We start from the raw sequence: 20,310 nt of genomic DNA on the forward strand, positions 1-20,310 counted from the left end.
ACTACCCTTGTGCGCTGTGACCGACGCGCGCGAACAGTTGATCCAGTACATCTCCTCCGAAGCGGTGTTCCACGGCGACTTCACCCTGACCAGCGGGAAGAAGGCGACGTACTACATCGACCTGCGGAAGGTCAGCCTGGACCACCGCGTCGCGCCGCTGATCGGGCAGGTCATGACCGAGCTCGTGCAGCAGGTGCCGGACGTCTCCGCCGTCGGTGGCCTGACCATGGGCGCCGACCCCATCGCCAGCGCCGTCCTGCACCAGGCCGCTGCCCAGGGCCTGACCTACGACGCCTTCGTCGTCCGCAAGGAGCCGAAGGACCACGGCCGCGGCAAGCAGGTCGAGGGACCGGACCTCAAGGGCAAGCGCGTCGTCGTGCTCGAGGACACCTCCACCACCGGCGGCTCGCCGCTCAAGGCGGCCGAGGCGCTCGAGCGCGAGGGCGCGATCATCGCCGCCGTCGCTGTCGTCGTCGACCGGGACACCGGTGCCAAGGAGACGATCGAGGCGGCCGGCTACCCGTACTTCGCGGCCATCGGGTTGGCTGATCTGGGGCTGACCGCGTGACCGAGGAGCGTCCGGACGACGCACGCGAACCCGACGGCACCGCCGGCCCGGCAGACGGGGACGACGGCCTGGAGGCTCGGCGTGCGTCCGGATCGGACGCTCCGTTCCACGGTCTCCGCAGCGCTGCGGACATCTTCGGGGCTCCGCGCGGTGAGGAGGACTGGCCGTCGCGGCGGGAGCGCCGCGAGGCCGAGCGAACCGCCCGCGAGACGGGCGCGCCGCTGCCGGAGCCGTTCGTGGCCGAGGGGGAGGCGGAGGGCGCCGAGGCTCCTGCTCCTGTTCCTGGTCCTGCTGCTGCTCCTGCTGCGCCGGCTCCTGCCGCGTCTGCGCCGGCCGCTTCCGCTCCGGCGCTCGACGACGGCGCGACCCAGGCCATCTCGATGCCGCCCGAGCTGCTCGCGCCCTCCGAGAACCCCGACGCCGTCGTCGAGCACGAGCGCTCCACACTGCACGACCGGATCCCGGCCGCCGCCGACGTCGCGCCGGACTCCACTGCACCGCACCCGTCGTCGATCGTGCTGCCGACGGCACAGACCCACCGCGACGAACGAGCTGCCGCGTCGAAGGCCATCGAGGACGAGCGTCGCCGCGTGGACCCCTTCGGCGAGGGCCGCGCCGACGTCGACTGGCTCGGCCGCGCGACCGGGAACCACCCGGAGTCCGTGGCTCCCGCTGCTGCTGCTCCCGCCGCCCCGCAGCCCCTCGGCGTCGAGAACGTGCTGCCGCCGACCGAAGAGCCGCCGACCTTCACCGACCTGCTGCGCATCACCAGCACCGGGCCGGTCCCCACGCAGACCGGCGCGCACGATCGGCCGTTCGACTGGGCGATCGGTGACGACGAGCCCGGCGAGGTCCCGGCGACGCTGACCACCGACTCGTTCGACACCACCGCGCTGTCCGCGGGGTCCTGGTCGCTCGCCGACGAGTTGGACGACGAGGACGAGGTCGTCGCAGGCGAGGTCGACACCCCGGCCTCCGGGCTGCCGCAGGCACCGCGGACCTACCCGGTGCCGCCGGCGGTCCCCGTGCCGCCGGTGGTGCCGCCGGCGGTCCCGGCTGCGCCCGTGTCGGACACGGCTGCTCCGGCTGCTGTTCCCGCCGCTGATGCTGCTGGTGCTCCGTCGGAGGCGACCGAGGCCGTGGACGTGCCCCGTGAGCCCGCCGGAGACGACGTGCCGGACGCGACCGAGGGCCTCCAGGTCGATGCGCCGACCACCGCGATGCCGGCGGCCGGGACGCCCTGGTGGACCGAGCCCGACGCGACCGTGCCGCCGACCGCGGCACCGCCCCTCGTCGAGCCGGCTGCGGGTGCCCAGGAGTACCCGGCGCACCTGCCGCCGTCGGTGGGGCAGGACCTCGACGCCGTGCTCGGACTGCGTGGGAACGACACCGGTCCGCAGCCGGAGTCCCTTCCTGCCGCGGCGCCGGACGACCTGGACCAGTCCGAGTGGGACGGCCGCGAGACCAGTGACACGAGTGCCATCAAGGACCTGTTCGGCACCGAGGCCGTCGGGCAGCTCGGCGGGACCGGCTACGACCCGGAGGACACCGGGACGCGGATGATGCCGGCGGCTGCGGTGCCCGCGGCTGCTGCCGCTCCTGCTGCTGCCCCCGCGCCCGCGCCCGCTGCTGCTGCTGGACGGCCGGCCGGCGGTCCGGACCGGCAGTCCGGCGACCGCGACAACTTCATCAACGAGGGCTTCGCGCGGCTGCGGAACGAGGGCAAGCGCGGCAAGCAGCTGCTGATCTACGGGTCGATCGCGCTGATCCTCGTGCTCATCGTGCTGGTGTTCCTGCTGTCGAAGTGGATCCTCGGCAACAACATCGCCGACCAGGCCGTGCCGACGAAGTCGCCGGTGGCTGCCTCGTCGGCGCCGGCGACACCGAGCGCTGCGCCGTCGGCGTCGGCCTCGCAGCCGGGTGACGCCGCAGCGCCGGCCGCCACGCTGCAGTTCGCCACGACCCCGGCGCTGCCCGGCGAGCACCCGTGGACCGACCTGGCCGGCGGGGAGTGCCTGTCGCCGTTCACGAACGCGTGGTCGCAGACCTTCACGGTGGTGGACTGCGCGACGCCGCACATCGGGCAGCTGACCGCACGGCTCGCGGTCGAGGGCGACACCTACCCGGGTGCCGAGGCCCTGGCGACCCAGGCGGCCGACCAGTGCCAGTCCGACACGGCGCTGAACGCCTCGGCCGCCGCTGCCGTGGGCGACGTGCAGGTGCAGGGTTCCTACGCGCCGGACCAGGCGACGTGGGACCAGGGTGACCGGTTCATCGCGTGCTTCGTGACGCGGTCGTCGGGGCAGCCGCTGACCGGGTCGTTGGCGCCGGGAGCGTAGGCGCGGTCTGTCGGCGCGGGTCGCACGCGTTCTGCGACGATCCACCCCGTGATCGACTGGTGGTCTGTCGGAACACGCACATGCAGCGACTGCGTGTGCAAGGAACGACATCCCACCCGTCGAACGACGAGTGGGATGTCGGAACATGCACGCGCATCGGCTGAGATGCGCCGGTGTCAGGCGCTCGCGGGCACCTTCGCTGACACGTCGGACAGCGTCTGCAGCTCGTCGGCGGTGAGCTCGAGCTCCGCCGAGGCCAGCAGCGCCGGCAGCTGCTCGGTGTTTCGAGCGCTCGCGATCGGTGCGACGACGTCGGGCTGCGCCTGCAGCCAGGCGAGTGCGACGGTGGCGATCTCGGAACCGTGGGCATCGGCGATCGAGGACAGCGCGTCCACGACGGCGAGCCCCTCGTCGGTGAAGTAGCCGGACACCTGGCCCTCGCGGTCCTTGCCGGCGAAGTCGTCCTTCGAGCGGTACTTGCCGGTCAGGAACCCCGCGGCGAGCGAGAAGTACGGCACGACGCCGAGCCCGTGCTCGTGCGCGAGCGGTGCGATCTCCGCCTCGTACGGCTGGCGTGTGACCAGGTTGTAGTGCGGCTGGATGGCGACGGGCTGGGCGAGGCCGTTCTCCGTCGCGATGCGGATCCACTCCGCGGCGCGGTCCTTCGAGTAGTTCGAGATCGCGGTGTAGCGGACCAGGCCGTCCTGCACGAGCTGGTCGAATGCGCGGACGGTCTCCTCGAGCGGCGTCGACTGGTCGTCGAAGTGCGCGTAGTACAGGTCGATCCGGTCGGTGCCGAGGCGCTCGAGGCTCGCGCGGGCAGCGGCGGCGACGGTGCCCGCGGCGAGGCCCTGGAACTCCGGGTGCTGCGAGCCCTTCGTCGCGATGACGACGTCGTCCCGCTTGCCCGAGGCGCGCAGCCACGAACCGATGACCCGCTCGGACTCGCCGCCCGAGTTGCCCGGCGCCCAGGCCGAGTAGACGTCCGCGGTGTCGATGAAGTCGCCACCGGCCGCGGTGTAGGCGTCGAGGACCCGGTGCGAGGTCGACTCGTCCGCCGTCCACCCGAAGACGTTGCCGCCGAGGGCGAGGGGGAACACGTGCAGGTCACTGGTACCGATGCGGGGCATACGGAGGTCCTTTCGTGGTCGGAGGTGCGGTGGGAGCGGACCGCACGTCTCCCGACGCTATGCCCCGATGCTTGACACGGCCCCGGCGTGAGGGGCTTCGATGGACGGATGACCACGCTCACCGATGCCCTCGCCGATCCGCGATCCTCCGCCCGGCTGCAGGCGGTGATGGCCGCGGGGACCACCCCGGACCCCGCGGACCTCGAGGTGCTCGTGGCACAGTGCGCCGTCGAGCCGGACTTCTTCGTCCGCGACATGCTGACGTGGGCGCTCACCCGGCACCCCGCCGACGACGTCGTCGCCCGCGTCCTGCCCGAGCTCGAGCGCCCCGAGCTCCAGGCCCGCAGCCAGGCGCTCCACACCCTGTCGAAGATCGGCGACCCGGAGGCGTGGCCGGCGGTGCGCCCGCTGCTCGAGGACCACGACGACGAGGTGCTCCGCGCCGCCTGGCGCACGGCCGTCGCACTGGTGCCGGACGACGAGCGGGCGTCGCTCGCGCGGACCCTCGCCGTGCAGCTCGGCATCGGAGACCGCGAGCGTCGGCTCAGCCTGTCGCGTGCTCTGGTGGGACTCGGCGAAGACACCGTCGGACCGGTCCTCGTCGCGGCCGCCGACCGGGGGACCGACGCCGTCCGGGAGCACGTGCACGAGACCGAACGGCTGCTGCACGACCCGGATGCGGCATCCGCGCTCGCCCTCGAGCGGGCCCGGCGCGAGGTCGCCCTCGGCCGGACGCGCTCCGTGAAGGGGTAGCGGCGTCGGGCGCGCCCGGACGCGCCCGGTCGGGCGCGCCGGGTGGTCGCGAACCGTCGCCGTCGCGGTCGTGGGGAGGCCGCGTCGCGCGGTCACGACACCCCGTGGGTGGGGTGCCGAGTGGTCGCGAACCGTCGCCTGCGGGGCTGCCGGGCGACAGATGGTGACCGCTCGGCGGACGTGAGCGGGGTGCCGTGGCCGGTGGGGCATCGGACGGGAGGCGCGTAGCGGCCGCGCACCGGGCCTCCCGTCCGTTGTCACGCGCGTTCGCGGGCCGTGGTGCGGTCACGTCACCCCGTGGGCGGGGCGCCGAGTGGTCGCGAACCGTCGGTTGCGGGGCTCCCGGGCGACGGTTCCTGACCGCTCGGCGGACGTGAGCGGGGTGTTGTGACCGGCGGGGCGCCGGACGGGAGGCGCGTGGCGGCCGCGCGCCGGGCCTCCCGTCCGTCGCCACGCGCGTTCGCGCGCCGCAGTGCGGTCACGACACCCCGTGGCCGGGGTGCCGAGTGGTCGCGAACTGTCGGTTGCGGGGCTGCCGGGCGACGGTTCCTGACCGCTCGGCGGACGTGAGCGGGGTGTCGTGACCGCCCGGCCAGCCGACCATCCCGCCCGCGCGCGCCGCGCGGTCAGTCGCCGTCGGGTGCGAGCCAGATGGAGGACGCGGCGGCAGCCGGTAGGTCGACGAGGGACTCCGAGCCGTCGATCGCCCGCCGCGACACCGCGATGACGCCGGCGTAGTCCCGCACCCGCTCGACCCGCAGGTGCGTGCCCAGCCCCACCCCGAGCTCGTCGAAGTACCGCAGCAGCGAGGGGTCGTCGTCCGAGACCCGGTCGACGGTGCCGCACGCTCCCGGCTCGATCGCGCCGAGCAGGGTGCCGGGGGAGTCCGGCACGATGCCGTCCGCCCCGGGGATCGGGTCGCCGTGGGGGTCGTGCGTCGGGTGGCCGAGGTCGGCGTCGACCCGGTCGAGGAACTGCTCGGACACGGCGTGTTCCAGGGCCTCGGCCTCGGTGTGGACCTCGTCCCACGAGTAGCCGAGCCGCTCCACCAGGAACGTCTCGATCAGCCGGTGTCGCCGGACCATCGCCACCGCGACCTGCTGCCCGAGCGGGGTGAGCACGACGCCGTAGTACGGGGTGTGCTCGATCAGGCCGTCGCGGTCGAGCTTCTTGAGGTTGCCCGACACCGTCGACGCCGACACCTTCAGCGACGCCGCGATGTCCCGCGTTGCCAGGCCGGGCCCGCCGCGCTCGCTGGCCTTCCAGATGAGCTTGACGTAGTCCTCTGCCATCGTGGACAGGGAGGGCAGGCGCATACTGCCAATCGTACGTCCCGCCTGGTACAACCAGCAGATGGCCACCACCGCCCCCGTCCGAGCCCGCCGCCGTCGCTGGCCGGTGCCCCCGTCGCTACTGCTCGGGCTCGCGCCGATCGTGGTCTTCGCGGCGATCAGCGCCTGGCGGTCACGACCGAGCGACGACTACGCGACCCTTGCGCAGACGGTCGACAGCGTCGTGCACGCCCTGGTCATCCCCGAGGGCATCGCCGTCGTGGCACTCGCCCTGTTCGTCACGGCGCTCGGTTGGTGGCGGATCGCCACGGTCGACCCGGTCCGGACGCGGCTGCGGTGGACGATGCTCGCGCCGATCCTCGTGCTCGTGGTGTGCATCGTCCGGCTGCCCCTGATCGACTGGACGGCGCTGCCGGCGCACTACTTCCTGCTGCTCGCCGTCGGGGTGCTGTTCGTCGGGGTCTTCGAGGAGCTGATGGCCCGCGGCACCCTGCTCGTCGGGCTGCGGCGGCGCCTGCCGGAGATGGGGGTGTGGGCCGTGTCGTGCGCACTGTTCGGGCTGCTGCACCTGCTCAACGCGCTCGCCGGTGCCGGGATCGGGCCGACGCTCATCCAGGTGGTGTTCGCGGCGTCGTTCGGTTCGACGCTGTACGTCGCGCGTCGGCTGACCGGGTCGCTGCTCGCCCCGGTGCTGCTGCACGCCTTCTGGGACTTCGGGTCCATCGGGTTCTCGGCGACCTCGGACACGGGCGACTTCGGCAAGCTGACGCTGCTCGGCCTGATCGGGCTGTTCTCGTTCGGGGTGCTCGCGTTCGGCATCGTGGCCGGCGGGGTCATCGCCTGGTACGACGACCGACGCCGTCGGCTCGCGAAGCGGTGGCGGACGGTACCGCCGATGGCGGCCTTCGCTCTGGAGGTCCGTGGCGCGTCCCACGAACCGGCTGCGGCGGGTGCCGCGGTCGCGTCCGGTGCGGGGGTCGACGCGCGGTAGCGGCCGCGCCGACGCGCGCGGCCGCGTGTGACCGGCTAGAGCTCGACCTCGAACGGCTCGGTGCGCACGAGCTCGTGCACGCCGGAGATGACCTCGCTCGGACGGAACGGGTACCGGTCGATCTCGGCCTGGTCGCTGATGCCCGTCATCACGAGCACGGTGTGCAGCCCCGCCTCGATGCCGGCCTGCACGTCGGTGTCCATGCGGTCGCCGATCATGCCGGTGTTCTCGGAGTGCGCGCCGATCCGGTTCATCGCGGAGCGGAACATCATCGGGTTCGGCTTGCCCACCACGTAGGGCTGCTTGCCGGTGGCCTTCTCGATCATCGCCGCGATGGCGCCGGTGGCCGGCAGGACCCCCTCGGCGCTGGGGCCGGTGGCGTCGGGGTTCGTCACGATGAAGCGGGCGCCGGCGCGGATGAGCCGGACGGCCTTGGTGATCGCCTCGAACGAGTAGTTGCGGGTCTCGCCGACGACGACGTAGTCGGGGGCGGTCTCGGTCATGATGAACCCGGCCTCGTGCAGGGCGGTCGTCATGCCGGCCTCACCGATCACGAACGCCGAGCCACCGGGCATCTGCGACTTGCAGAAGTCAGCGGTCGCGAGCGCACTCGTCCAGATCCGCTCCTCGGGCACGTGCAGGCCCGAGCCCCGCAGTCGGGCGCTGAGGTCGCGCGGCGTGAAGATCGAGTTGTTCGTCAGCACGAGGAACTCGGTGCCGTCGTCGAGCCACTGCTGGATGAGTTCCGGCGCGCCCGGGAGCGCCTGGTTCTCGTGGACGAGCACGCCGTCCATGTCGGTCAGCCAGCACTCGACGTCGTCTCGGGTCGCCATGGCCCTCACCCTACTGCGCAGGGGTTCAGGCCCGGCTCGTGGCCGGCTCGGAAAGGGCCGGGAGGCCCGGGGCGGCTCTTGCGCGCTGCTCCGAGACCCGAGAAGGTCGAGACACCGAACCGCGGTCGGCTTTTGCCCTACGCTTTTCGGGACACGTACCGAATCAAGGAGGCCCCTCGTGCTCGTCGAACCCGGAACCCCGTCCGCCGCGCCCCGACCCACCCCGGTGTCGGAGACGGAGCTCGAGGTGACGCCGCGACGACGCCGAGGCCGCCCGAACGTGCTCTCCCGCGAGCAGGTGATCGACGCCGCCACGACCATCGCGAACGAGGACGGCCTCGACCGGCTGTCCTTCCGAGCCCTGGGCGTGCGGCTCGGGGTCGCCCCGATGACCGTGCACCGGACCATCGGCGGGCTGGACGACCTGCACGCCGAACTCGTCCGCCGCACCGTCGACGAGTTCACCGCGACCTTCGTCTGGCCGGACGAGTGGCACGCCGTCGTCCGCACCTTCGCCACGACGTTCCGTGACCTGATGCGCACCCACCCGCTCGTGCTCGAGTCGCACAGCCAGCGCGCCCCGCTCGCCTCGACCGAGTCCGACGCCGTCGTGGCGAAGGTCGTCGGTGCCCTGCAGGACGCCGGGCTGCCGCCGGCCGAGGCGATGTACACCTTCTTCGTCGTCTACGACTTCGTGGTCGGGCACGCCGGGGTGCAGGTCGGGCGCGGGGACTCCGAGGCCGGACGCCCCGAGCGGCACCGGCTGGTGGGCGAGATCCTCGGCGAGCACTCCTACGACGACCGGTTCGCGCTCGGCCTCGACATCCTGATCGCCGGTATCGAGTCGCGCATCGCCCACGGGTCCGGCACCGCGTGAGCCCGCGGCGCCGCCGGGCGCTGCCGCCGTCGGGCCGGTGCCGTGTGCGCCGTACGCTGGTCGGATGACCACTGCGCCCGAACCGTCGCACGAGCTGACGACCAACGGGGTGGGGCCGCACCCGGAACCCTGGCCCGACGACCCGAGGCTCGACCCGGAGCTGCTGGCCGCCGGGGACTCCCGGAACGTGCTCGACCGCTACCGGTACTGGTCGATGGACGCGATCGTCGCCGAGCTCGACACCCGCCGGCACGCGTTCGACGTGGCGATCGAGAACTGGCAGCACGACCTGAACATCGGGTCGATCGTGCGGAGCGCCAACGCCTTCCTGGCCGGCACCGTGCACATCATCGGGCGACGCCGGTGGAACAAGCGCGGAGCGATGGTCACCGACCGGTACCAGCACGTCCGCTACCACCCCGACGTCGAGGCCTTCCTCACCGCGATGGCGGAGGAACAGCGACCCGTCGTCGCCATCGACAACACCCCCGGGGCCGAGCGCATCGAGACCGCGACGATCCCGGAGCGCTGCGTGTTCCTGTTCGGGCAGGAGGGCCCCGGGCTCACCGACGAAGCGGTGGCCGGGGCGTCCGGGCACCTGGAGATCACGCAGTTCGGGTCGACGCGGAGCATCAACGCCTCGGCGGCGGCCGCGATCGTCATGCACTCGTGGGTCGTCCAACACGCGGAGTTGCCCGGCGCGACTTCGTGAGCAGAAATGGTCGGGTACGGGCCCTGGACCCGACCATTTCTGCTCACGAAGCGGGCGTGACGGAGGCGAGTCGGGCCTCCCGGCCGGGGTCCGTGCTGCCGCGTCAGCGCGCGGCGGTGGTGCGGCGCGCGACCAGGCGGGGTTCGACGAGGAGTTCCGTGGCGGCGATCCGCGGATCGGCGATGCGGGCCAGCAGGCGCTCGCCGGCGCCGCGGCCGATCTCGACACTGCGGTCGTCGATGCTCGTCAGACCGACGTAGCGCATCGCGGCCACCGGGGTGTCGTCGTAGCCGATGACGGAGACGTCCTCGGGGACGCGCAACCCGCGTTCGGCGAGCTCGGACAGGGCGCCGAGGGCCATCACGTCGTTCGCGGCGAAGACGGCCGTGACGTCCGGGTGCTCGTCGAGGAGCATGCCGAGGGCGCGGGAACCGGCCTCCTCGGTGGGTTCGCCGGGCAGGACCGTCGCGACGACGGAGGCGCGTGCTGCTGCGGCCTGCTCGAAACCGGACTGGCGTTCGGCCGAGGCCGCCGAGCTCGCCCCGACGAACCCGAGTCGGGTGTGGCCGAGGTCGAGCAGGTGCTGCGCTGCGATGCCGCCACCGGCGTGGTCGTCGTTCGCCACGGTGTCCGCGCGGGGGATCGCGACGCGGCCACCGGCGATGACGAGCGGCATCGAGGCGGGGATCGCGAGGTCGGTGGTGGGTTCGCCGGCGATCACGATGCCCTCGACGCGCATGGAGAGGAAGCCCTCCACCGGAGAGGCATCGAGCCCCGTGTTGAGGAACCGGTCGGCGACCACGAGCCGGTGCCCCTGGTCCTGCAGGCTCTCGCGCAGACCGGTCAGCAGGTCCACGAACCACTGGTTGCGGAAGTCGTCGAGCACCACGCCGATGGTGCGGCTACGTGTACCGGCGAGGGAGACGGCCGCGGTGGAGGGCCGGTAGTCGAGCTCCTGGATCGCCTTGAGCACGGCGGCCCGGCGCTGGTCGCTGACCCGGGGGGAGCGCTGCAGCACGAGGGAGACGAGGGACTTCGAGACCCCGGCGCGTGCGGCGACGTCGTAGATGGTCGCGGGCTTGCCGTCTCCCATGATGCGCTTCGACCTCCGTTGGCTCGTGCGTCGATCGTAGCGGTTGACGTGACATGGGCCGGCGGTGGGGTGGGTCGGTTCCGCTTCGTGAGCGGAAATGGTCGGGTGCGGGGCGGCGACCCGACCTTTTCTGCTCACGATCCGCGCGTGGCTGGTCCTCCACACGGGAGGCCCGGGGTGCGTTGTGCACAGAAGTCGCGTTCGGCGCGCGGGCAGTGGGCGCGGGGCGCGAACGTGGTCGTCATGCGAGCACGACCACTTCCGACACCGCTGCGTGGGCGCGCGTTCGACGTCGGTGCCGCCGACCGCGCGGGCGTCTCCCGACAACGACTCCGAAGGCGTGACCTGATCCGGCCGACCCGGTCGATCCGATGGGCACGTGACCGTCCGCCCGACCCGGTCCACCGGATCCGTGCGATCCGGCCGGTCCTGGTTCCCGGGCAGTTCATCAGCCACGTCTCGGCGGCGGTCCTCTGGCAGCTGCCGGTCCCTGCCGCCGACGACGGACCGGTGCACGTCACGAGTCCCGTGCCGATCGCACAACCACGACGCCACGGGGTCGTCGGGCACCGCATCACACCGGACCGTGCCCGGGTGACGGAGCGGTGGGGGATGCCGACGAGCACACCCGCGGCGCTGTGGGTGGACTGCGGTGCGATGCTCTCGGTCGACCAGCTCGTCGTGCTCGGGGACGCCATCGTCACGGAACGGCGGTGCGAGACGACGATCGACGACCTCGCTGCCGCCGTTGCCCTGGCCGGAGCGCGATCGGGTGTCCGACGACTGCGCGTGGCGCTCGAGCTCGTGCGGGTGGGGCCCGGGTCACCGCAGGAGACCCGAGCGCGGCTGGCGATCGTCCGCGCGGGGCTGCCCGAGCCCGCACTGCAGGTCGACGTGCTGGACGAAGCCGGTCGGTTCGTCGGCCGCGTCGACCTGGCCTACCCGGAGCGCCGCATCGTCATCGAGTACGAGGGCGACCACCACCGGACCGACGCCGAGCAGTGGGGCCGTGACCTTCGCCGCTACCGCGAGATGGACCGACTCGGCTGGGCGGTGGTCCGGTGGACGAAGTCCGACCTGGACCACCCGGCGTTCGGCGCGGTCGGACAGCTGAGGTCGCTGCTCGCTCGTCGGGGGTAGCGTCCGCGGCATGGCGACGCTGCTCATCACCGGAGCCGCGGGCCGGATCGGGAGCGCCCTGCGTCCTCGACTGCGGTCCGCGGGACACGACCTCGTGCTGCTCGACGAACAGCGACCCCACGATCCGATCGTCGCCGGGGAACGGTTCGTGCCCGGTTCGGTGAACGACCCCGCTGCGCTGGACGATGCGCTCGCCGGGGTCGACACCGTGGTCCACCTGGCGGGCATCCCGACCGAGGCCGCCTGGGACGACCTGATAGCGGCGAACCTGACCGGCACGAAGAACGTGCTCGAACGGGCGGCCGCCGCCGGGGTGCTCCGGGTCGTGCAGGCCAGCTCGATCCACGCGGTGGGGCTGGTGCCCGAACCCCTCGACCAGCCGGGGAGCGTGCCCGGCGACCGGCTGCCCCGTCCGGACACGTACTACGGCGTGACGAAGGCCGCGATGGAACTGCTCGGCAGTCTGTTCGCCGACCGGTACGAGATGTCGATCGTGTCGGCGCGGATCGGCGCGTTCGGTGCGCTGCCGCCGACGACCCGGGGGCTGCTCATGTGGACCTCGCCCGACGACCTGACGCGCCTGGTCCTCGCGACCGTGGCACTCCGCGACCCCGGGCACCACGTGGTCTGGGCCCTGTCGCGGAACACCGGGTCGCCGGCTGACCTGTCCGCCGGGGAGCGCATCGGGTTCCACCCCCTCGACGACGCGTCCGCCGTGCTCGATGCGGACGCCCGAGCAGCCCTGCCGACCGACGACCTGAGCACCCTCGGCGGCGGGATGGTGCACCAGCCGCTCGGCGAACGCACTTCGTGAGCAGAAGAGGTCGGGTGACCTGATGCCACCCGACCTCTTCTGCTCACGAAGCCCGCGCCCGCGCCCGCGCGCGAGCGCCCGCGCTCGCGCTGCCGCGCCCCGCTACCCGATCAGGCTCGGGCGCAGGTCGCGCAGCGTGCGGGAGCGGGTCTGCCGCGCCGTGACCACGAAGGACACCAGGAGCGCCCCGAGCAGCCAGCAGAGCAGCACGCCCGCGTCCGACCACGCGGCACCGAGGTTCCCGCCGTACATCGTCTGCCGGATCGCGTCGACCGAGTACGTCATCGGCAGCGCGAAGTGCAGCGCCGCCAACGGCCCCGGCAACGTCTGCCACGGGAACGTCCCGCCGGCGGTGACGAGCTGCACGAGCATGAGCACCAGGCCGAGGAACTGCCCCACCGATCCGAGCAGCACGTTGAGCGCCATGATGATCGCCGCGAAGGTCGCCGAGGCCAGCACCATGATCCCGATCGTGCCGCCGACGTGCACCACGTTCAGGTCGAGGGCGAAGCGCACGACGAAGAACAGCGCCACCATCTGCACCAGGCCGAGGAGTGCCGGCGTCAGCCAGCCGCCGAACACCACGGCGAGGGGCTTCCGCACCGCCGTGATCGCACGCTTGGAGATCGGCTTGAGGATGAGGAACAGCGCGTACATGCCGATCCAGGCCGCGAGCGAGATGAAGAACGGCGCGAGGCCGGCACCGTAGTTCGACGCGGCGGCGACGTTGTCGTCCCCGACCTTGACCGGGTCGGAGATGACGGAGGCCTGCGACTCCCGCTCCGAGGCGTTCGACGCCGGGATCTTCGTGCGGCCCTGGTCGAGCGACGACGCGAGCTTCGACGAGCCGGTCGTGAGCTTGTCCAACCCCGATGCGAGCGACGAAGCGCCCTGGTCAGCGGTCTTCGCACCGGTCGCGAGCTGGGACGCACCCGACGACAGGGTCGGAGCGGCCGAGGCCAGCTTCGATGTGCCGTCGGCCACCTTCGAAGCCCCCGACGAGAGCGTCGAGGCGCCCGCGGCCGCGTCCGCGATCCCGGACGACAGCTCCGGTGCCTTCGCCGCGAGCTTGCCGGTGCCGGCGGCGAGCGTGTCCGAGCCGTCGGAGAGCTGCTGGATGCCGCTCGTCAGCGCCGGGGCCTGCTCGGCGAGCTGGGAGGCGCCAGCGGACACCTGCGCGCTGCCGGTCTTGAGCTTCTGCAGGTTGCCGGACAGGTCGCCGGCACCGGTACCGAGCTCGGTGCTGCCGGCCTGCAGGTTGTCGAGCCCGGCGAGCAGCCGGGTCTTCTGTTCCGCGGAGAGCACCGTGGAGGCTTGGACGACGGGCTTCAGCGACGCGACGAGTTCCGGCGACTGCGCAGAGAGCTGCTGGACGCCCGCGATGAACGGTGCGGCCTCGTCGGCCAGCGCGGCGTTCCCGGCGGCGACCTGCGACGCACCAGTGGACAGGCGTGCAGAGTCGGAGGGAAGCGAAGCCGTCTGGTCACGGAGCTGGTGCACCCCGGACTGCAGCTGCTGCGCCCCACTGTCCAACTGCTGCGTCTGCGACGGCAGCGCGGCCGTCTGCTGCTGCGCGCTGGCCAGCCCGGACGCCAGGGTCGACGCCCCCGACGCCACCTGCTGCGCTCCGCTGTTCAGCTGCTGGGTCTGCGACGGCAGGTCGGCCGTGCCGGACGCGAGCTCAGCTGCGCCGGACGACAGCTTGCCGGTGCCGTCGGCGAGCTCGTGCGCACCCTTGTCCGCCTTGGCGGTGCCGGACGCGAGTTCGTCTGCCCCGTCGACGGCGTCGCCGAGGCTGTCCCGCACGTCGGCGAGCCCGACCAGCAGGGTCTTCGCCGCCTGCTTGCCGACGCGCTCGGCGACGGCGGTGCGCATGGTCTTGCCCGCCTGCTCGGCGATGGTCGAGGCCAGGTACGAGTTGGTGTCGGCCGTCGTCATGACGAGCTTGGCCTGCGTCGGGTCGTCGGACTGCGCGGACACCAGGTGCTCGGAGAAGTCGTGCGGGATGGTGACGACGAAGTCGTAGGTGCCGTTGCGGACGCCGGAGCGGGCGTCGGCGGCGCTGGTCTTCGTCCACTTGAAGTCGGCCCCGTCGATGGCCTCCTTCGTGACGTCCTTGCCGTAGTCGACGTGGTCGCCGTCCAGCGTCGCACCGGCGTCGAGGTTCACGATCGCGGCGGGGATCTGGTCGAGCTTCGCGTACGGGTCGCGGTTCGCCCACAGGTAGGCGCCGCCGTAGAGCAGCGGCACGATCATCAGCGCGATGAACGCCAGGCGTGCGAGCGGGGTCGCGGTGAGCCGCGCGAGTTCTGCGCGGACGAGCGAGGTGGTGGTCACTTCTGTGCCTCCGTCGGGACGGTTGCGGATGCTTCGGTGACGGAAGGAGCGGCCGGGAGGCCCGGCTCGGTTCCGTCGGTTCGGGCCACGTCCTCGGGGTCCTCGGTCTGGGGCGTCGCGAGCGTCGCGACGTCGTCGTGCGTCTCGACGCCGTCGTGCGTGTCGATCGTGTCGAGCAGGTGCTCGACCGTGGTGGCGGCGGCCTTCGAGGTCACGAGGACCACGGTCACGCCCCGTCGTGCGACGTCGCGGACCACCTGGAACCAGTCCTCGACGGCGCCGCCGTGCCGCTCGGGCGAGGTGATCACGATCCCGGTCACACCGTCGCGCAGCAGGGCGAGTTCGACCAGCAGGCGGACGCGCACGACGGTCGGCACCCGCTGCACGGCGGTGTCGACGTAGTCCCGCAGTCCGAGCTCGTCGAGCACGGTGTCGACGTGCTCGCGGTTCGGGCGCTGCCCGGCGAACGCGAGCTCCTCGCGCACGATCTGCTTGAGGGTCATGACGGGGAAGGGCTCGGCGACCCCGGGGGTGTCCACGAGGGCGAACGAGCGGCGGACGGCTGCCGGGTCCTCGTGCCCGTCGAGCAGCAGGCGGCCGGTGTCGGGCTGCATGCGGCCACCGGCGACGAGTGACGCGAGCACGGGTGCCTGCTCGGTCTCGACGGCGAGGACCCCGGGGCGTCCCGGGGCGGCGACGGCGGAGACGACGGGCAGGGGTGCGCCGGGCTCCTCGCCGATGCCGACGTGGTCGAGTTCGAGCGTCATGCGTGGTCCTTCGGGGCAGGAGTGGGAGCGGGAGCGGGAGCGGGAGCAGCGGGTTCGGAGAGCAGTGCCGTGCGCCAGTCGATGCCGGCCATGCCCAGCGCCGACACCACCACCATGCGCCGTCCGTCCTCGTCGCTCGTGCCGGAGCGGGTGGCCTCGTCGAGGACGGCGATGCACGCGCCCTCGACGAGACGGCCGAGCGTCTCGGGGTCGACGTCGTCCCGCATGGCGCCGTCGGCGATCCCGAGCGCGCACGCCTGGCGTACCTGCGAGCGCAGCGGCGCGAACACCTCGGCGACGGGTTCGGCGAACGGGCTGCGGACGGCGACCCGGGCCATCGAGCGGACGTGCGACACCTCGGTCCAGAGCGTCACCGCGATGGCGGCGAGTCGTGCGGCCGGCGGGAGCTCCTGCAGGTCCGATGCGGTGGGCATGGCTGCGGCGATCCGGGCGGCACCGGCGGTCACGACCTCGCGCACCAGGTCGTCGCGCGAGGGGAAGTGTCCGTACACCGCACGGCGCGAGAGTCCCGCAGCCGCGGCGATCGTCTCGATCGAGGCGTCCGGGTCCTGCTGCAGACAGGTCTTCGCCGCGTCGAGGAGGGCTGCCCGGTTCTCCGTGGCGTCGCGGCGGGGCGCGCGGGAGGGCTGCTCGGTGGTGGTCACGCACCCCATCGTAATAACGTGCACACGGGTGTGCAACTTAACAGGTTCCGTCCCCCGGACGAGGGGAGTCCCCCAAAGTGCGGACTGTCTTCCCTGAGAACGAACGCATAGCTTCACAGGAATCTCATGCGAACCACGGACTGAGCCAGGAGTGCCCTCTTTGAACCGTGCAACACCGAACACCGACCCGAACCCAACCCCCCATCGCTTCACCCGCGTCCTGACCGCCGGCATCGCCGTCGCGGCCCTCGCGTGTGGCGGTCTCGCAGTCGGGGGCGCGGCCTCCGCAGCTCCGGCCGGGATCTCGGTGGCCGACCTCAAGCTCTCCGCCCCGCTCCGTGACGCCAAGCCGACGAAGACCGTCGCCGCGTTCGTGCGCACGACCGGCCAGGGTGCCCTCGAAGTGGACGCCAAGGCGAAGGGCGGGGACCTGACGAAGTCACGGACCCAGTCCTCCGCGGCCAAGAACCGCGTCGAGGCGATCCAGTCGACCGTCGCCGCGGTGCGGTCGGCCGTCAAGCGCGCCGACGCCGACGCGACCGAGCTCTACTCGACCGAGTACACCGTCCCGGGCGTCGCGGTCGTCGCCGACGTCGACGCGTTCCGGAAGATCGCGGAGCGCTCCGACGTCGAGAGCATCATCCCGCTCACGCCGAAGAAGATCGTCGAGCCGACGGTCAACGAGAACGCCGACGCCGCTCCCTCGGGTGTCGACCCCAGCCTGGTCCAGCCCGGTGCCGACGGCGTCGCGCCGAAGAACGCCGCGAGCGACGTCTACACGCGCTCGCTCAACGCCTGGCAGCAGACCGGCCACACCGGCAAGGACGTCAACGTCGCCGTCCTCGACACCGGTCTCGACTACACGCAGGCCGACTTCGGCGGCCCCGGCACCACCGAGGCGTACCAGCAGGCCCTGGCGAACGCGAGCGGCGGCGCCCCGGACCCCAGCCTGTACGACGCGTCGAAGTTCCTCGGCGGGTACGACTTCGCCGGTGCGACCTACAACGCCGACCCGACGGACCCGGACGCCTACGACCCGGTGCCGGCTCCCGACGACAACCCGATCGACGGCAAGGGCGGCGACCACGGCACCCACGTCTCCGGTTCGATCGCCGGCTACGGCCTGACCGCCGACAAGAAGCCGTTCGACGGCGACTACACCAAGCTCACCACGCAGCAGGTGCAGGACATGTGGATCGGTCCGGGCACCGCCCCCGAGGCCGGCCTGTACGCCCTGAAGGTCTTCGGCGACAACGGTGGCTCGACCGACGTCACCGGTGCCGCGCTCGACTGGGTGGGCCAGGCGCTCACCGAGGGCAGAGACATCAACGTCCTGAACCTGTCGCTCGGCTCCGACTACGGCGCACCGGACGACCCCGACAACGCCAAGATCGACGCACTGACCGCGCGCGGCGTGCTCCCCGTGATCGCCTCGGGCAACGCCGACGACTTCACCGACATCGGTGGGTCGCCGGGCAACGCCGAGGGCGCGCTCACCGTCGCTGCGAGCGCGACCGGACAGTCGCTCTACGACGGCGTGCAGGTCACCGCACCGGCCGACGTCGCGAAGACCTACCGGTCGCAGTACTCGTCGAACTTCAAGGGCACCCTGCCGGTCGAGGGCGACGTCGTCGTCCCGACCGCGAACATCGACGGCTGTGCCGCGTTCAGCGCCGCCGACGCCGCGAAGATCAAGGGCAAGGTCGTCTGGCTGAAGTGGACGGACGCCGCGCTCGAGTGCGGTTCCGCCGTGCGCTTCGGCAACGTCCAGGCTGCCGGCGGTGTCGGCGTCCTGCTGGCGGGCACGCTCGACACGTTCGAATCCGGCATCGGTGGCAACGCGACCATCCCGGGTGCCGAGCTGACCGCGAAGAGCGTGGCGAGCCTCCAGGCCACCGCCAAGGCGGGGACCCTGCACGTGCGCTTCGCGGACGAGCTCAAGGGCTTCGAGGTCGCCATCGAGGCGGACGCCGTGAACACGCTCGCGTCGTTCACCAGCCGTGGTGTGCACGGATCGTTCGATGACATCGTCAAGCCGGACATCGCCGGCCCCGGGGTCAACGTGATCTCCGCGGCCAACGGCACCGGTGACGGCCGCATGTCGATGAGCGGTACCTCCATGGCCACGCCGGACGTCGCGGGCATCGCGGCGCTGACGTTCCAGTCGCACCCCACATGGTCCGCCCCGCAGGTCAAGGCGGCCCTGATGAACACGGCGACGCATGACGTGAAGGACGGCAACCGTTCGGCCACCCTGCTCCGCCAGGGCACCGGTCGCGTGGACGCACTGCAGGCGGTCACCGCCGGCACCACGGTCCGCAGCGCCGAGAACGACCAGCTCGTCACCGCGTCGTTCGGCGTCGTCGAGGTCGCGAGCGGGACGAGCGAGACCCGCACCCTGCAGATCGACAACACCGACAGCACGGCGCACACGTACAACGTGTCGTACCAGCCGCAGGTGTCGCAGCCGGGTGTGACCTTCGCGCTCAGCTCGAAGCAGGTCACGGTGCCCGCCAACGGCACCGCATCGGTCACGCTGACGTTCTCGGTCGCCGACGCGACGAAGCTCCGCCGGGTCATCGACCCGACCCAGGAAGCCGTCCAGCAGGGCTACCAGCGCGAGTTCGTGGCCGCCGCTTCCGGCATCGTGGCGTTCGCGCCGACCGACAGCTCGCTCAACCCGATGCGCCTCGGGGCTTACGTGGCCCCGAAGCCCGTCAGCGCGGTCCGGGCCCGGACCACGGTCTCGTTCACGGGACCGGGCAAGTCGGCCGAGCTCACGCTCAAGGGCCGCACGCTCGACCAGGGCGGACTGACGACCGGCTACCACGCCGCCGTCGCTCCGTTCGTGCTCGGCGGCACCGACCCGGCCGAGGCGTTCCCCGAGGGTTCGGCGACGCGCTCGCTGCAGGCGGCCGACGTCCGTTCCTACGGTGCGTCGTACGACAAGTCGTCGGGAACCCTGGCGTTCGGCGTGCAGACCGCCGGTCCGGACGCGAACCCGGGCGCCGTGACCAACGTCGAGGTCCTCATCGACACGGACCGTGACGGCGAGCCCGACTTCCTGGTGTACAACGCGAAGTCGGCTGCCGTGGACGCCACGTTCGCCACGACGGTCGACCTGGCGAAGGCCGCCCTGGACGACCCGGACGTCGACCCCGTCGTCGACGTCCAGCCGCTCAACGGCGGTGCGCCCGGACAGGACGTGAACACCTTCGACAGCTCGGTGAAGGTGCTGACCGTCGCTGCGAAGGCCATCGGTTCGTCGAAGAAGTTCGACTACACGGTGCTGACGGAGTCGGCCTACGCCCCGGGCGCCGCCACCAGCGGTTCCTCGGTCGTGGACGAGACGAAGACGGCCACGTTCGACCCGTCGAAGCCGAAGCTGTCGTTCTCGCAGGACGGCACCTCGGGCGTGCTGTTCGCCGACGCCGACTCGCTCACGGTCACCCGTGCCTCGGGTGTCACCAAGGCGACTGTGCTGCTGCTCCACCTCGACAACGCGGCGGGCAAGCAGGCCGACACCTCGACGATCAACGTGGTCCCGCCGAAGCTCGCGCTGGCGAAGGGGAGCAAGGTCACGGTGAGCGGGACGGCGAAGGTCGGCTCGACCCTCACCGCGAAGCACGGTACGTGGAGCACGACGAAGGCGACCTACAAGTACCAGTGGCTGCGTGACGGCAAGGTCGTCAAGTCGGCAACGGGTGCCAAGTACAAGCTCGGCTCGTCCGACGTCGGGCACCGCATCAGCGTGCAGGTGACGGCTCACGCCTCCGGGTACGAGGACGGCACGGCCAAGTCCGGGGCGACCGCGAAGGTCACGCGCCGCTAGGACAGGGTGCGCGCGCGGTTCACGCGCCACCTGGTGAGCAGAAGAGGTCGGGTCCCGAGTGGGGATCCGACCTCTTCTGCTCACGAAGCGCGGGGCATCCCACCCCGCGAACGCGTGTTCGGGACAGGTAGTTAGACAAACTAGTGAAGTGGTGCCACTGTTTGTCC

At 72.0% G+C, this 20,310-nt stretch carries 16 protein-coding genes; 9 read left to right on the plus strand and 7 right to left on the minus strand.

The features are described from left to right. Positions 1-16: 16 nt before the first annotated feature. On the plus strand, positions 17-568 hold the full coding sequence (gene pyrE / locus DEJ03_RS08320) for an orotate phosphoribosyltransferase (protein WP_071404348.1): 552 nt from the start codon (positions 17-19) through the stop codon (positions 566-568). Beyond that, complete coding sequence (locus tag DEJ03_RS08325) at positions 565-2,907, plus strand: septum formation family protein (RefSeq protein ID WP_110864253.1); 2,343 nt, start codon at positions 565-567, stop codon at positions 2,905-2,907. The genes pyrE and DEJ03_RS08325 overlap by 4 nt, the downstream gene beginning before the upstream one ends. A 176-nt stretch (positions 2,908-3,083) precedes the next feature. On the opposite strand, the gene DEJ03_RS08330 is transcribed toward DEJ03_RS08325, so the two are convergent. Continuing rightward, positions 3,084-4,037: an aldo/keto reductase gene (locus DEJ03_RS08330; protein WP_110864254.1), complete on the minus strand. Its 954-nt coding sequence runs from the start codon at positions 4,035-4,037 to the stop codon at positions 3,084-3,086. 108 nt (positions 4,038-4,145) lie between these two features. Here DEJ03_RS08330 and DEJ03_RS08335 point away from each other — a divergent pair, with 108 nt between their 5' ends. Next, entirely contained in the window at positions 4,146-4,790 is a 645-nt protein-coding gene (locus tag DEJ03_RS08335; RefSeq protein WP_110864255.1) for a HEAT repeat domain-containing protein, read from the plus strand. A 626-nt stretch (positions 4,791-5,416) separates the two neighbouring features. Here the strand turns inward: DEJ03_RS08335 and DEJ03_RS08340 are convergent. Further along, positions 5,417-6,106, minus strand: a complete 690-nt coding sequence (locus tag DEJ03_RS08340) for a metal-dependent transcriptional regulator (protein ID WP_110864256.1) — start codon at positions 6,104-6,106, stop codon at positions 5,417-5,419. Positions 6,107-6,143: 37 nt separating this feature from the next. Here DEJ03_RS08340 and DEJ03_RS08345 point away from each other — a divergent pair, with 37 nt between their 5' ends. Next, a complete protein-coding gene (locus DEJ03_RS08345; RefSeq protein ID WP_110864257.1) occupies positions 6,144-7,073 on the plus strand; it encodes a CPBP family intramembrane glutamic endopeptidase in 930 nt (309 codons plus the stop codon). 35 nt (positions 7,074-7,108) lie between these two features. Here the strand turns inward: DEJ03_RS08345 and DEJ03_RS08350 are convergent, their stop codons facing one another. Further along, the gene (locus tag DEJ03_RS08350; protein ID WP_027464991.1) at positions 7,109-7,906 is read right to left on the minus strand and encodes an HAD-IIA family hydrolase; all 798 of its coding nucleotides are present in this window, start codon (positions 7,904-7,906) and stop codon (positions 7,109-7,111) included. Between the two features lie 178 nt (positions 7,907-8,084). Here DEJ03_RS08350 and DEJ03_RS08355 point away from each other — a divergent pair, with 178 nt between their 5' ends. Next, positions 8,085-8,783, plus strand: a complete 699-nt coding sequence (locus DEJ03_RS08355; protein ID WP_071404353.1) for a TetR/AcrR family transcriptional regulator — start codon at positions 8,085-8,087, stop codon at positions 8,781-8,783. Between the two features lie 64 nt (positions 8,784-8,847). Beyond that, positions 8,848-9,495 carry a TrmH family RNA methyltransferase gene (locus DEJ03_RS08360; RefSeq protein WP_110864259.1) on the plus strand — a complete coding sequence of 216 codons (648 nt, stop codon included), beginning with the start codon at positions 8,848-8,850 and terminating at the stop codon, positions 9,493-9,495. 103 nt (positions 9,496-9,598) lie between these two features. Here the strand turns inward: DEJ03_RS08360 and DEJ03_RS08365 are convergent, their stop codons facing one another. After that, on the minus strand, positions 9,599-10,588 hold the full coding sequence (locus tag DEJ03_RS08365; RefSeq protein ID WP_110864260.1) for a LacI family DNA-binding transcriptional regulator: 990 nt from the start codon (positions 10,586-10,588) through the stop codon (positions 9,599-9,601). Positions 10,589-11,116: 528 nt separating this feature from the next. Between DEJ03_RS08365 and DEJ03_RS08370 the strand changes: the two genes are divergently transcribed. Then, on the plus strand, positions 11,117-11,728 hold the full coding sequence (locus DEJ03_RS08370) for a DUF559 domain-containing protein (RefSeq protein WP_146237683.1): 612 nt from the start codon (positions 11,117-11,119) through the stop codon (positions 11,726-11,728). 10 nt (positions 11,729-11,738) lie between these two features. Continuing rightward, on the plus strand, positions 11,739-12,542 hold the full coding sequence (locus DEJ03_RS08375) for an NAD(P)-dependent oxidoreductase (RefSeq protein ID WP_110864262.1): 804 nt from the start codon (positions 11,739-11,741) through the stop codon (positions 12,540-12,542). A 102-nt stretch (positions 12,543-12,644) separates the two neighbouring features. Here the strand turns inward: DEJ03_RS08375 and DEJ03_RS08380 are convergent, their stop codons facing one another. The 3 genes from DEJ03_RS08380 to DEJ03_RS08390 are packed head-to-tail and all read right to left on the minus strand — an operon-like array spanning position 12,645 to position 16,311. Then, entirely contained in the window at positions 12,645-14,879 is a 2,235-nt protein-coding gene (locus DEJ03_RS08380; RefSeq protein ID WP_110864263.1) for a YhgE/Pip family protein, read from the minus strand. Further along, complete coding sequence (locus DEJ03_RS08385; RefSeq protein ID WP_110864264.1) at positions 14,876-15,646, minus strand: hypothetical protein; 771 nt, start codon at positions 15,644-15,646, stop codon at positions 14,876-14,878. Before DEJ03_RS08385 ends, DEJ03_RS08380 begins: the two co-directional genes overlap by 4 nt. Continuing rightward, a complete protein-coding gene (locus DEJ03_RS08390; protein WP_110864383.1) occupies positions 15,643-16,311 on the minus strand; it encodes a TetR/AcrR family transcriptional regulator in 669 nt (222 codons plus the stop codon). Before DEJ03_RS08390 ends, DEJ03_RS08385 begins: the two co-directional genes overlap by 4 nt. Before the next feature lie 160 nt (positions 16,312-16,471). Between DEJ03_RS08390 and DEJ03_RS08395 the strand changes: the two genes are divergently transcribed. Further along, positions 16,472-20,143: a S8 family serine peptidase gene (locus DEJ03_RS08395; protein WP_181422654.1), complete on the plus strand. Its 3,672-nt coding sequence runs from the start codon at positions 16,472-16,474 to the stop codon at positions 20,141-20,143. Positions 20,144-20,310 lie beyond the last annotated feature (167 nt).

The sequence above is a fragment of the Curtobacterium sp. MCLR17_043 genome (genome assembly GCF_003224215.1).
Lineage (GTDB): Bacteria > Actinomycetota > Actinomycetes > Actinomycetales > Microbacteriaceae > Curtobacterium > Curtobacterium flaccumfaciens.

What these genes read in the sequence shown, in the direction of transcription:
- DEJ03_RS08330 (WP_110864254.1), bottom strand. Translation starts at nt 4,037, where the DNA reads ATGCCCCGCATCGGTACCAGTGACCTGCACGTGTTCCCCCTCGCCCTC.
- DEJ03_RS08335 (WP_110864255.1), top strand. Translation starts at nt 4,146, where the DNA reads ATGACCACGCTCACCGATGCCCTCGCCGATCCGCGATCCTCCGCCCGG.
- DEJ03_RS08340 (WP_110864256.1), bottom strand. Translation starts at nt 6,106, where the DNA reads ATGCGCCTGCCCTCCCTGTCCACGATGGCAGAGGACTACGTCAAGCTC.
- DEJ03_RS08345 (WP_110864257.1), top strand. Translation starts at nt 6,144, where the DNA reads ATGGCCACCACCGCCCCCGTCCGAGCCCGCCGCCGTCGCTGGCCGGTG.
- DEJ03_RS08350 (WP_027464991.1), bottom strand. Translation starts at nt 7,906, where the DNA reads ATGGCGACCCGAGACGACGTCGAGTGCTGGCTGACCGACATGGACGGC.
- DEJ03_RS08360 (WP_110864259.1), top strand. Translation starts at nt 8,848, where the DNA reads ATGACCACTGCGCCCGAACCGTCGCACGAGCTGACGACCAACGGGGTG.
- DEJ03_RS08365 (WP_110864260.1), bottom strand. Translation starts at nt 10,588, where the DNA reads ATGGGAGACGGCAAGCCCGCGACCATCTACGACGTCGCCGCACGCGCC.
- DEJ03_RS08375 (WP_110864262.1), top strand. Translation starts at nt 11,739, where the DNA reads ATGGCGACGCTGCTCATCACCGGAGCCGCGGGCCGGATCGGGAGCGCC.
- DEJ03_RS08385 (WP_110864264.1), bottom strand. Translation starts at nt 15,646, where the DNA reads ATGACGCTCGAACTCGACCACGTCGGCATCGGCGAGGAGCCCGGCGCA.